Annotated in this window: 12 protein-coding genes; 8 read left to right on the top strand and 4 right to left on the bottom strand. The window is 59.3% G+C overall.

Translation table 11 applies throughout. From position 1 onward, the window contains the following. Positions 1-27: 27 nt before the first annotated feature. Complete coding sequence (gene rsmC, locus GWQ22_RS00800; protein ID WP_275929203.1) at positions 28-1,056, bottom strand: 16S rRNA (guanine(1207)-N(2))-methyltransferase RsmC; 1,029 nt, start codon at positions 1,054-1,056, stop codon at positions 28-30. Between the two features lie 280 nt (positions 1,057-1,336). Between rsmC and dapA the strand changes: the two genes are divergently transcribed. The 4 genes from dapA (at position 1,337) to GWQ22_RS00780 (ending at position 5,008) form a co-directional block, all read left to right on the top strand. After that, entirely contained in the window at positions 1,337-2,209 is an 873-nt protein-coding gene (gene dapA / locus GWQ22_RS00795; RefSeq protein ID WP_042035597.1) for a 4-hydroxy-tetrahydrodipicolinate synthase, read from the top strand. 93 nt (positions 2,210-2,302) lie between these two features. Beyond that, complete coding sequence (locus GWQ22_RS00790) at positions 2,303-3,943, top strand: GGDEF domain-containing protein (protein WP_275929202.1); 1,641 nt, start codon at positions 2,303-2,305, stop codon at positions 3,941-3,943. Positions 3,944-4,115: 172 nt separating this feature from the next. Further along, positions 4,116-4,382: a hypothetical protein gene (locus GWQ22_RS00785; RefSeq protein WP_275929201.1), complete on the top strand. Its 267-nt coding sequence runs from the start codon at positions 4,116-4,118 to the stop codon at positions 4,380-4,382. 35 nt (positions 4,383-4,417) lie between these two features. Then, positions 4,418-5,008 carry a beta-phosphoglucomutase family hydrolase gene (locus GWQ22_RS00780; protein WP_275929264.1) on the top strand — a complete coding sequence of 197 codons (591 nt, stop codon included), beginning with the start codon at positions 4,418-4,420 and terminating at the stop codon, positions 5,006-5,008. A 139-nt stretch (positions 5,009-5,147) separates the two neighbouring features. Here GWQ22_RS00780 and hfq read toward each other — a convergent pair whose 3' ends face one another. Beyond that, the gene (gene hfq, locus GWQ22_RS00775) at positions 5,148-5,510 is read right to left on the bottom strand and encodes an RNA chaperone Hfq (RefSeq protein ID WP_042035593.1); all 363 of its coding nucleotides are present in this window, start codon (positions 5,508-5,510) and stop codon (positions 5,148-5,150) included. A 179-nt stretch (positions 5,511-5,689) separates the two neighbouring features. On the opposite strand from hfq, the gene GWQ22_RS00770 reads away from it, so the two are divergent. Genes GWQ22_RS00770 through GWQ22_RS00760 form a run of 3 tightly spaced genes read left to right on the top strand, consistent with a single transcriptional unit; the run spans position 5,690 to position 9,169 of the window. Then, positions 5,690-6,961 carry a paraquat-inducible protein A gene (locus GWQ22_RS00770; RefSeq protein WP_275929200.1) on the top strand — a complete coding sequence of 424 codons (1,272 nt, stop codon included), beginning with the start codon at positions 5,690-5,692 and terminating at the stop codon, positions 6,959-6,961. Next, a complete protein-coding gene (gene pqiB, locus GWQ22_RS00765; RefSeq protein ID WP_275929199.1) occupies positions 6,954-8,600 on the top strand; it encodes an intermembrane transport protein PqiB in 1,647 nt (548 codons plus the stop codon). The genes GWQ22_RS00770 and pqiB overlap by 8 nt, the downstream gene beginning before the upstream one ends. After that, complete coding sequence (locus GWQ22_RS00760) at positions 8,600-9,169, top strand: PqiC family protein (protein WP_275929198.1); 570 nt, start codon at positions 8,600-8,602, stop codon at positions 9,167-9,169. Before pqiB ends, GWQ22_RS00760 begins: the two co-directional genes overlap by 1 nt. Before the next feature lie 114 nt (positions 9,170-9,283). Here GWQ22_RS00760 and GWQ22_RS00755 read toward each other — a convergent pair whose 3' ends face one another. Further along, complete coding sequence (locus tag GWQ22_RS00755; protein WP_042035588.1) at positions 9,284-10,291, bottom strand: SGNH/GDSL hydrolase family protein; 1,008 nt, start codon at positions 10,289-10,291, stop codon at positions 9,284-9,286. Between the two features lie 238 nt (positions 10,292-10,529). Between GWQ22_RS00755 and GWQ22_RS00750 the strand changes: the two genes are divergently transcribed. Beyond that, positions 10,530-10,895, top strand: a complete 366-nt coding sequence (locus GWQ22_RS00750; RefSeq protein ID WP_275929197.1) for a NirD/YgiW/YdeI family stress tolerance protein — start codon at positions 10,530-10,532, stop codon at positions 10,893-10,895. Here GWQ22_RS00750 and GWQ22_RS00745 read toward each other — a convergent pair. Beyond that, on the bottom strand, positions 10,885-11,589 hold a 705-nt coding region (locus tag GWQ22_RS00745), incomplete at its 5' end, for an IS4 family transposase (RefSeq protein ID WP_275929196.1). The two genes, GWQ22_RS00750 and GWQ22_RS00745, sit on opposite strands and share 11 nt — an antisense overlap.

The raw sequence follows: 11,589 nt of genomic DNA, 5'->3' as shown, positions 1-11,589 counted from the left end.
CGGTTTGATTGTGCTGCTTAGACTTATTTACACTTTGCTCAGATAGACCTTGAATTTGGCATCACTGCTGATCACGTCCGCCCGTTTGAAATGTGTTTCCAGTATAGGCTGGTAGCGCAAGAAGGCGTTGGCAACAATGGTCAGCGAGCCATTTGGCAGCAAAAACTCCGGTGCCCTGGCGAGGAAGGTTTCGGTTGCGGCATAGAAGGTCTTGAGACCCGCATGGAATGGTGGATTGGAGACGATGTGCTGGAAACGGGTGGAAACATCCGAATAGACATCAGAGGGATGCACCTTGCCCTGCAGACCATTGATCGCCAGGGTGCGGCGGCTCGATTCGAGCGCCAGCGCGCTGATATCCACCATGTTGACCTTGAGGTCAGGATTGCGTTTGGCCAGCACTGAACCAATCACCCCTGCGCCACAGCCGAAATCGAGCAGCTCGCCCTGCATCGGTGGCACCGCCGCCAGCAGCATCTGGGTGCCGAGATCCAGCTCGGCGGCGCTGAATACCCCGGGCAGCGCCAGCACGGTCAGTTCGGTGTCACCCGCCTTGCACGGGTAGCGGCCAAACCAGCTTTCCAGTTCGAACGGGGCGACCGGCTTGCAGAGCTCGCCGTGGTAGAGGGAGCAGCGGCGCGCCGAATCACGCTTGATCGGCTTCTCGCCATAGGGGGCCAGCAGCTTGTCGGCGCCATTGATGCCACTGCGGTTTTCACCAGCCAGGAACAGGTCGGCGCCGGCTTCCAGCAGGGGAGTCATCATGGCCAGCAGATATTGCGCCTCGGCTTTGGCCTTTGGCATCAGCAGCAGCAGGGCGTCGAAGCGGGGGGCACCACCGAGCTGGTGGTCGAACAGGATCCCTTCGCCCAGGGCCGCCTGCTGGCTGCGGTAGTAGCAGTAATCGGTGGTAAAGACGGTCAGGGTCTGGGCCAGAGCGGCCAGCTGGCGCGGATAGTCATCCTCCAGCGCGCCACAGACAAGTAGCCGCTTGCCGACAAAGAGGGCTTGGTTTCGTTCCAGCATCTGGCTGACGGCACTGATAGGGCTGCTCATCGGGTCTCTCCGCTCAATTTTGGGCGGCCATTATACATAGCCCCTTTCGCCTTGACATTTATGCCGTGTTCCCGAAATATGCCCAGACACCATTTTTTGACCAGAGATGATGAAATGCGGTTCAACGGGTTGAAACGAAAGCACAAAAAAAGCCTGACATTTGGGCCTGCCGACGTTCGCGCGTAACCTCTCATCGCTGAGAAACTTAAAACCCCGGTTGCGCGCATCGTACCGGGGTTTTTTATTGCCATATACGCGTTATTTAGGAGAAGGAAAGCCCATGTTTCAAGGTTCAATCGTTGCGTTGATCACCCCGTTTCGACAGGGCAAGCTGGATGAAGAGGCGCTGCTGCGTCTGGTAGAGTGGCACATCGAGCAGGGTACCCACGGCATTGTACCTGTGGGCACCACGGGCGAGAGTCCGACCCTGACTCATGACGAGCACTGCCGGGTGGTCGAGCTGGTGGTCAAGCAGGTGGCAGGGCGCATCCCGGTGATTGCCGGCGCCGGTTCCAACAACCCGGTCGAAGCCATTGAGTACACCCGCCACGCCGAGCAGGCAGGGGCTGATGCAACCCTGCATGTGGCCGGTTACTACAACCGTCCCAATCAGGAGGGGCTCTATCACCACTTCAAGGCGGTGCACGACGCGACGACCAAGCCCATCATCGTTTACAACATTCCGCCGCGTGCCATTGTTGATGTGCAACCGGCTACCCTGGCCCGCTTGGCCGAACTGCCGCGTATCGCCGGCGTGAAGGATGCCACCGGCGACCTGGCCCGCCCCTGGACCGAGCGCCAGCTGATCAAAACGCCGTTTGCCTGGCTCTCCGGTGAAGATGCCACCGCTGTGGCCTACAACATAGGTGGTGGCCAGGGTTGTATCTCGGTAACTGCTAACGTGGCTCCCAAGCTGGTGGCCGAGGTGCAGAATCTGACGCTGGCGGGCAAGTGGCAAGCAGCGCGTGAACTGCAAGACCAGCTCATACCGCTCCATCAGGCGATGTTTGCCGAGCCGAGCCCGGCCGGTGCCAAATATGCGGTTTCCCTGCTCGGTTTCTGCAGTGAGGAGTGCCGCCTGCCGGTGATGCCGCTGTCCGAGGCGACCCGCGAACGCATCCGCAGTGCAATGCAGGCATTGAATCTGTTATAAAAATTGGGCTCTGGATCGCGCTTTTGACTGCCTGGTCAATTAATGGCAAAGTTTGCCGATATACTCGCTTGGATACAACCAAGGATGGCAGGTATGCAGGAATGGGATCCAGAGCACTTCACCAGTTTTGAACACCTCTGTGAAGTGACGCTGGCAACGGTCAGGGAAAAGACAGAAGCCGAACAAATTTACCTTTGGTTGCGGGCTCCCGAGTCCCAACTTTACAGTTTTCAGCTCGATCAGGGGCTGGTCTGCCTGAATGCAGACATTGCTGCCCCCCTCAAACTCCCCGTCATTTTCATCGAACAGGCCTTCGACAAGGGCCAGCTGGTGGTGGAGCAGATAGCCCCGACGACCGATGTCTGGGAGACGGTCGAACCCGAAATTCCGCGCCTGCGTGCCTGCTTCCCGCTCAAACGCCAGAAGGGGTTGAAGGCCGTGGTCTATCTGGAGACCCGCCGTCGTCTCGATCGCCTCTCCCGACGCCAGCAGCAGAGCATCCAACTGCTGATGCACTATCTAGCCGCCGAGCTGGAGAGCCGGTTGCTCGCCAACCAGATCGATCAGGAGCGGGATCAACGCAGGCACACCCAGGCCGATCTCATCCGCAGCCAGGCGCTGCAAGACTCTTTCCTCAGCATGTTGCAGGCGTTGCATCAGGTGGGGGTCAAACTTTCCCGTTGCGACAGCGAGCATCAACTGCTGCACGATGCGGTGGCGCTGGCCCGTCAGGATCTGCAGTTCGACCGCATCGCCATCTTCCTGGTCGACGCCGAGTTCAAGACCATGCACGGCACCTGGGGCACCAACGAAGCGGGTGAACTCATTGACGAGCGCCACTTCATCAGCGCCATTCCTGAGCATCCCGCGGTGCAGGAGGCCCTGCGCCGCAAGGACTATGTGCTGGTGCTGGAAGATGCGCCGCTCTACTACGAGAAGCAGGAGGTGGGGCGTGGCTGGAATGCCATGGTTTCACTGTGGGACGGTGCCACTCCCATCGGCTGGATCGCAGCCGACAACCTGTTGTGGCGGCGGCCGCTCAAGGCGTACCAGAGCGAGATCTTCAAGCAGTATGCGGCCATGCTCTCCCAGTTGTTGATCCGCCAGCGCACCCAGGCCGCACTGGAGCGCTTCAATCGGGAGCTGGAGCTGAGGGTCAGCGAGCGCACCATGCAATTGGCGGAGACCAACCGGGCGCTGGAGGAGGCCAACAAGCGACTGTCGCTGCTGTCGCTGGAGGATCCCCTGACCGGCATAGCCAATCGTCGTCACTGGGACCTCACCATGCAGCGGGAGTGGGAGTGGGCCCGTCGTCACCAGGGCCTGCTGGCGGTGCTGATGATCGACGTGGACGACTTCAAGTCCTACAACGATCACTTCGGCCATGCCAAAGGGGATCAATGTTTGCAACAGGTGGCCAGTTTGCTGCAGGAGGCGGAGCGGCGGCGCACCAACCTGGTGGCCCGCTATGGCGGGGAGGAGTTCGTGATCCTGCTGTGCGGCCCACAACCCGGAGAGGCCGAGCGGTTGGCGGAGCGGATTCACGAGGGGCTCCATGAATTAAAGATCACTCATCCGGCTTCCCGAGTTACTGATTTCATTACGGTTAGCATAGGTTTTAGCTATCTGGTTCCCTCGCTGGATTGCACATGGCAGAGCTTGACCGAACAGGCCGATCAGGCGCTCTATCATGCCAAATCCCAGGGGAGGGCGTGTACGCTAGCCTATCGGTGAGCCCATGGTGTGACGTCGCCATCCCTCTTCAATTGTCGTCTTGCCCTCGTTACCTATGGCATGGACTCTCCGCTTGCCGATCCCGCCGAATGGACTCTTCTCACGATGCAATGCTGCGAGCTGATCGCCGCAACTGCGCTCGGCAAGGCCGCCGCCAGCTGGGCGTTGTTTGGTGAGCTTGGTATTGGATGGGTGGTTACTCTCCGAGCAGCTCAAAGCCCATCAGCCCAAGGATGTGAAGCGGGTGTTTGAGCCCTGTGAGGGGCCGCTCTTTTATCTGTTTGCGCAGGGGAAAACCGATAAACCGGGAGACTGGCCGCTGCGAGCCCAGCTACCCGCTGGCTCCCGCCAAGCTGACCCCATCTCTTTTCAGGCAAAAATGTGGGGGCAAGCGTTTCTCGCCACCCAGGTCATGGCGACGGGGCGCGGCTCTGGCTAGAATGGGGGCCCATGTTCAGACACAGATCCCGCACCATGACCCTCTCCGGATTTCAAGGCCTGGTATTTGACCTCGATGGCACCCTGGTGGACTCCATGCCACTGCACCTTGCCGCCTGGGCACACACTGCCCGGGAGTTTGGCTTTCACTTCGATGCCGACTGGTTCTATGAGCTAGGTGGCATGCCGAGCCGCAAAATCGCCCTGCTGGTCGCCGAGCAGCAGCAGATCACCCTGGATCCGCTGGTGGTGACCCGTTGCAAGACGGATCACTACGTGGCCAACCTGCACAAGGTCACCGTCTTTCCGGCCATGCTGGCACTGGTACAGCGCTATCACGGCCTGCTTCCCATGGGAATAGGCACGGGTTCGCCCCGTATCAATGCTGAGGCCGTGCTGCGCAATACCGGGCTGGATCGTTACTTCCCCGTGGTGGTGACCGCTGACGATGTGGCGCTGCACAAACCCCATCCCGATACGTTTCTGCTGGTTGCACATCGGCTGGGTATCGAACCTGCAGCTAGTCTGGTGTTCGAGGATACGGGGATTGGCGTACAAGCCGGTCAGGCTGCGGGCATGCAGACCTGCATGGTCAGGGATGGAAAACCAGTCGACTTGCAGTATTGAAGCGAGGGGAGGTGAAACAGGCGACGCCACTCAGAGCAAGAGTGGAGTCCATTCTCATACGGGACAGGCATGATAAATGAGAATGGACTCGGTCACCCTTTGACGCAGCAATGGCGTGGGAGTGACTCAGGCAAGCATATTACTGCTCGCTGCTACTGCCGCCCTGATTGTCATCGTAACGACCGGGGGCGCCATGGGGACGCGGCGCCATGGAGACGCGCGGCTTGCGGGCGCGCTGTATGCTGACCTGGGGACGGCCGGAGTGCATGGCGATGGTGGAGATCTTGGCCTTGTAGACCAGCTGCTGGTTGCCATGGGCATCGGTCAACAGCACGCTGTACTGGTCGAAACCGCTGATGGTCCCCTCCAGCTTGATGCCGCTCACCAGGAAGATGGCGACCTGGCTGCGATTCTTGCGCAACCAGTTGAGGGCAGAATCTTGCCCGTTCCCGAGGGAGAAGGCTTGCTCGATCGTGGAGTAGCTTGGGGATTCAGTTGTCATAAATTATTGTCCCGCGGAAAAAAAAGTGGCGTTTGATTGTGCTAAATGGTCACTGGCTTGTCAAAGTCATTCTCACTCCCATCCCGGATGGGGCAACGACAGAGCTGGTCGGCAGGGGGCTGCTGCGGTAATAATTGGCAGATCAGGCCCAGTGGCGGGCCTCATGCTGGGGTTTTATCTTGCATCCGGTTTCAAACCAACACCTATCCACCTATACCCATGACGCGACCGCGTGCGAAGAGTGTGACCTGCTGGTGCCGGCCACCGCGCTGGCCGTCGGGGAGACGAGCAGCTGTCCGCGTTGCGGCCATACCCTGAGCCGTCATTTACCGGACCAGGAGCGCAGGCCCATCGCTTACGGCTTTGCGGCCATCATCATGTTCGTGCTCTCCAACTCCTTCACCTTTATGTCGTTCTCGGCCAAAGGGATAGGGCAGGAGATGACGTTTATGCAGTGCATCACCACCCTGGTGGATCAGGGCTATCTGTTTTTGGGCGCAGTGCTGAGCCTGACCCTGATTGGTCTGCCATTGGTCTACGTTGGCTCTATCATGCTGGTGCTGTGGCGGATCGACAAGGACTTGCACAGCAATGCCCTGCGCTCCCTCGGTCGCCTGCTGTGCCGGATCAAGCCCTGGCTGATGGTGGATGTGTTCCTGATCGGGGTGCTCATCTCGCTGGTCAAGCTGATGGGGATGGCAGACATCAAGATGGGGCTGTCGTTCTGGGCCTTTGTCGGCTATACGGTGTTGCTCATCAAGACGATCTCGTCACTGGACCGGATGTGGCTGTGGCAACGGCTGTTCGGCCCGACCGGGGCCCGAGAGCTGGATGCCGAGGCCACTGCCATGGCGTCCGGGCTGGTGGGTTGTCACATCTGCGGCGCCCTGAGCGAGGTGGGCGAACACAGTTGTCCGCGCTGCGGCGGCAAGCTGCACAGCCGCAAGCCGGGTGGTTTGAGCCGGACCTGGGCTCTGCTCTTGACCTCGGTGATCCTCTATGTGCCCGCCAACCTCTATCCCATTATGGATACGGTATTTCTCGGCGATGACAGCCCCTCTACCATCCTTGGCGGCGTGGTCTTGCTGTGGGCCCTGGGCTCCTATCCCATCGCCGCGGTGATCTTCATCGCCAGCGTGGTGGTGCCGCTGGTGAAAATCATGGCACTGTTGTGGCTTTGCTATATGGTACAGCGCGGCCACGGTGCCTCGCCCCTTGGCAAGCTCAAGCTCTATCGCATGACTGAATTCGTGGGACGCTGGTCGATGATCGACGTCTTCGTGGTGGCCATTCTGGCGGGCCTGATCCGGCTCGACAACCTGATGACCATATATCCGGGCCCTGCGGCCGTCGCATTTGCGGGTGTGGTGCTGATTACTATGGTGGCAGCCATGAGTTTCGATTCCCGCCTGATCTGGGATTTACAACAAGGAGAGCGCGAACGTGAGTGAGCGTAAGAAAAGGTGGAAACCCGGCTCTGATTTTCTGAGCTCGGCGGCCGCAATCTGGATGGTGCCGCTGCTGGCGCTGTTCATCGGCATCTGGATGTTGTTCCAGCACTGGTATTCGCAAGGTCCCAGCTTCACCCTGACAGTGGCCACCGCCGAAGGCATAGTGGCGGGCAAGACGGTGATCCGTTCCCGCGAGGTGGAAGTGGGCCGCATTGAGGCGGTGGAGCTCAGCGAGGATTACAGCCATGCGGTGCTGAAGGCTCGCCTGACCAATGCCGCCGCCGGCATGCTCAAGAAAGACAGCCAGTTCTGGGTGGTTAAGCCCAGGGTCGGCCGTGACGGGGTCTCGGGTCTTGGCACCCTGCTCTCCGGTGCCTACATCGAGCTGGCCCCCGGCAAGAAGGGCAGGCCGCTGGACGAGTACGCCATGCTGGACAAGCCACCGCTGGCATCTCAGGACGCCAAGGGGCTGCGGCTCTCCTTGAGTAGCCGGGATACCCGTGCACTCGGGGTGGGCTCGCCCATTAACTACCAGGGCTTCACCATAGGTCAGGTGGAAGAGGCGAGATTCCTGCCAGAAAAGAGCGAAATGCAGTACCAGATCTTCATCAACGCCCCCTATGACGTGCTGGTGAGCGGCAACTCCCGCTTCTGGATGACCCCGGGCTTCGAGGTCTCCATGAGCAGCGAGGGGATGAAGGTGAAGATGGATTCGCTCGAGAGCCTGCTCGACGGCGGCATCACCATGGGCCTGCCCCCCGGCTGGGCGCCTGGCGAGCCGGTCAAGCCGATGGATGAGTTTACCCTGTTCCAGGATCAGGCCAGCGTGCTGGCCGGTAGTCTGGATCAGTTCATCGACTATGTGTTCCTGTTCGAGGACAGCGTCGGCGGCTTGCATCCTGGCGCGGCGGTAGAGTATCGCGGCATTCGGGTCGGCACCGTCATCTCGGCCCCCTATCTCATTGACGAGAAAGGGGTACAGATGTTCCAGAACCGGCAGATCCCGGTACTGGCAAGCATCGAGGTGCAGCGTCTTTCTCACCGCTATGCCAACGCGGAGAAGGAGCAGTGGCGTGCCTTGTTCGGCAAGCAGTTCAAGGAAGGACTGCGGGCCACGCTCAAGACCTCCAGTCTGCTGACCGGGGGCAAGGTGGTGGATCTGAACTTCTATCCGGATGCACCCAAGTTCAAGCCCACCGAGCTGGCCGGTTATCAGGTGTTCCCGACCGTGCAGGCCGGGCTGGACCAGATTGAGCGCAAGGTGAACCTGATCCTCGACAAGTTCGTCGACATGGACACGGCCAAGACCTTGAACCAGGTCAACCATACCCTGGCCACCCTGGAGCAGACCCTCAAGAGCGTCAGCGCGGTGAGCGCCAATCTGGACAAGTTTACCGGCCAGAGTGCGACCCAGCAGTTACCGGCGTCCCTGAACGACAGCCTGAAGCAGTTGCAGAGCACGCTGCAAGAGTACGATGCCAACTCCCAGACCAATCAGGATCTGCGTCAGTCGGTGCAGTCGCTCAATCAGCTGATGCGTGAGTTGCAGCCACTGGTGCATTCGCTCAACGAGCAGCCGAGTTCGTTGATCTTCGATCGCGCCCGTCCCCGTGATCCTGAGCCCAAGCGAGGCCAATAATGAAAAAACAGATGATGACCCTGGCCTTGCTGGGCCTGTTGGCGGGATGCAGCTCTGCGCCGACGACGCTGCACTACTATTCCCTCGATGCCGAGGCGCAGCAGCCGACCATAATGACGACGCAACCGCTGCACCAGCTGGTGCTGAAGCCGGTCTCTCTGTCCGGCCAGCTGGACAGGATGAGCCTGGTCTATCAGCTGGAAGGCAAGGAGTTGCACTTCGCCGAGTACCATCGCTGGGCGGGTTTCCTCGATGCCCAGCTCGATCAGTTGACCCTGAACGGTCTCTCCAGCCGGCTGCCGGGTTGGGTGGTGCGTCAGGATGGTGCCCGCAAGGGGCCAGTGTTGACCATCTCGGTCGAGCGCTTCCAGGGGCGCCATGACGGGCGTGCCGTGCTCAGTGGCCGCTGGCGACTGCTGACGGAAGAGGGCACCGTCCTGCGTGACGTCCCCTTCCAGCAGGTGCGGGTGTTGCCAGAGGATGGCTACGGTTCCCTTGTCAGCGAGCTGGGGCTGGGCTGGCAACAGCTGCTCGACCAGATTGCGGCAGAGGTGCGCAAGGGCGCCTGAGGCGGTCATGAATGAAAACGGGAGGCCAGAGGCCTCCCGTTTTTTTATCCAGACACCACAGACACGGCGCCAAGACCCTGGAAATGACGGCTGAACGTCAGATACCCCTTGTCATCAGTGGGCGAGGAACTCGTACTGGCTCTCGATGAAGGTGGCGGCACGTTCGCTCAGGGCGGCGTGTACGACCTTGGTCGGGTGTACATCATCAAAGAACATCTTGCCCTCACAGTTGAGGGGGCTGGCGCTGCGGCGAGCCATAGGGTTGGCTACGGCCTGTGCCAGCAGCGGGTTGCCAGCGATGGCAAGGCGATCCTGCAGGTTGAAGGCGGAGAGACGACTGTCGGTGCTGGCACTGAGCAAAGAAAAGGGTTTCCCCAAATAGTCTCCGCCATAGCAGGCATTCTCTGTGTCGCTCAGGCCGAAGTTTTGCGGGTCACTCAGCATTTCGGCGAACTGCTTGTCGATCTCGAACAGCTTCACCAGCCCGACGGGGGCAAGCTGGCGTGTCAGGTTCAACATTAGCTGATTGTGATAGGCGGAGATATGGCTGACCTTGTCGACCACCTTCTGGCTGCGTGCATTCGGGGTCTGACCCAGATCCGGCAGGTTGAAAAGCAATATCTGCTTGGCCCCGTGTAACACCATGCGGTTGGCTGCGTCGCTGATGGCATCGCGTACCCGCTTGGCATCTTGCTCCGTATTCCAGCCATAGGCCAGATAGTCGTTGGCACCGAACCAGAGGATCACCAGATCGTCTGGCTTGAAGCGGTCTTTTTCCAGGAACTGGGTGACCTCGTAGTCCAGGTTGTTGATGACCTGATACTTGGGGTTCCAGGAGATCTTGTTGTAAGCCACGGCGGTAGCACCGCCTTCCGCTTCGTTGGCTATGGTCAGACCCGGGAACTGCGTGGTCAACTGCTCCAGCCAGAGGGGCCCGTTGGAGAAGCGACCCTCATAGTAGGGGGGGCTGGAAGGGAGGAAACCGAGCATCTTGCGGTACATCTTGCCGGTATCGGAGAGGCTGTCGCCAAACATCACGATCCGGGAAAAGGCGGGACGGCTGTCGGCTGCCTGAACTGTCAGCGCGACCAGTCCCAATAAACACACAAACCATTTTTTCATTTTGTTGTTCTCATTGATTTGAAAGCAGGTGGTGCCTGCGGGCTTTTCCTCGATAGGCAAACGGGCTGGGAAGCTGTTTTGCCATTTTGTAAGGTATCCAGCCAAATTAAATTGCGCAGCAGGCGAGGCTGATTAAGTCGATTACGGTCACATCCCCTTCACCCAAATGGGGAGCCTTCACGTTTATTTCACGCCCCGACTTGCACACTGCTCCTGTACCCAATAACAGGAGCATGAAATGAACAAGGCGAGCGTAGTCGGTCTGTTGACCCTGATGTCCATCTCTTCTTCCGCCATGGCGGCCTATACAGGTCCGCAGGAGCAGAACAAGGTTTCCGTCGCTCAGTTGAAGGATCTGGCCGATGACAGCTGGGCCACCCTGGAAGGCAAGCTGGTCAAGCATCTGGGCGGCGAGAACTACGTGTTCCGTGACGCCAGTGGCGAGGTGGAAGTCGAAGTGGATCAGGATGTGTGGCGTGGCACCGAAGTGGGCCCGGACGATCTGATCCGCATCCGTGGTGAAGTGGACCACAGCTGGAACAAGACAGAGGTAGAGGTGAAGAGTCTGGAGAAGGTCGGGGCCTGTCTCTTGATCAGATCTTGATCCCCGAAGCCATCATCTCTTTGGCGGCAATAAAGCCGTCCAGTTTACTTTGCAGTGTTTGCCAGCCTTCCCAGAGTGAGCTCCAGCCTGCAATCCCTGTTCGCTTACTATCCATAAAACCGCCCAATCTGGCTATCGCCATGTAGGCCCATTGCAAGCTGCCTTCTCGCTCTTTACGTTTACGTTTTCCCTTGTCCAGATAGTTCAGCAACTGATATTCATCCTGGGTTAGCACCGTTTCACATGACTGGTTTTCTACGTGCTCTGCTTCCCTGAGTAACCCCTGGGCCCTGAGTTCTTGCGGGAGCGTGAAGCTTTCCCTGAGCTGTAACAGGCGGACCGCCACGAACGAAAGGATCGACACCATGCGCTCCATGTTATCAGGCTCCTCCATGCGTTGCCGCTCAGCTCCCGCTCCGGTTTTCCACGCCTTATGAAAATCTTCAACTCGCCAGCGATGGGTGTAAATATCGATGACCCGCAACGCTTGTGCGAGTGACGCTACCGGCTCGCTGGTCAGCAGCAACCATTTCAATGGCGTTTCGCCCTTGGGAGGATTGACCTCCTCGGCCAGCACCGCATTGAGCGTGAGTGACCCCTGTTTGAGGGTGATGCTGCCACTGCGCAGGCAGAGCGTCGCCTTGCGGGCAGGCCGATTTTTGCGTTTGCCGCGTTTATCCACCAGGCTCTTTTG

The sequence above is a fragment of the Aeromonas sp. 1HA1 genome (assembly GCF_029237385.1).
GTDB classification, from domain to species: Bacteria; Pseudomonadota; Gammaproteobacteria; order Enterobacterales; family Aeromonadaceae; genus Aeromonas; species Aeromonas popoffii.
The sequence above is the reverse complement of the archived record's forward strand: the minus strand, read 5'-3'. Positions and strand labels throughout refer to the sequence as shown.

Bases quoted from the DNA above. Each gene is read 5' to 3' on its own strand.
- GWQ22_RS00755 (WP_042035588.1), bottom strand. From the start codon at position 10,291: ATGAAAAAATGGTTTGTGTGTTTATTGGGACTGGTCGCGCTGACAGTT.
- hfq (WP_042035593.1), bottom strand. From the start codon at position 5,510: ATGACAACTGAATCCCCAAGCTACTCCACGATCGAGCAAGCCTTCTCC.
- GWQ22_RS00780 (WP_275929264.1), top strand. From the start codon at position 4,418: ATGACCCTCTCCGGATTTCAAGGCCTGGTATTTGACCTCGATGGCACC.
- dapA (WP_042035597.1), top strand. From the start codon at position 1,337: ATGTTTCAAGGTTCAATCGTTGCGTTGATCACCCCGTTTCGACAGGGC.
- GWQ22_RS00790 (WP_275929202.1), top strand. From the start codon at position 2,303: ATGCAGGAATGGGATCCAGAGCACTTCACCAGTTTTGAACACCTCTGT.
- GWQ22_RS00760 (WP_275929198.1), top strand. From the start codon at position 8,600: ATGAAAAAACAGATGATGACCCTGGCCTTGCTGGGCCTGTTGGCGGGA.
- GWQ22_RS00750 (WP_275929197.1), top strand. From the start codon at position 10,530: ATGAACAAGGCGAGCGTAGTCGGTCTGTTGACCCTGATGTCCATCTCT.
- rsmC (WP_275929203.1), bottom strand. From the start codon at position 1,056: ATGAGCAGCCCTATCAGTGCCGTCAGCCAGATGCTGGAACGAAACCAA.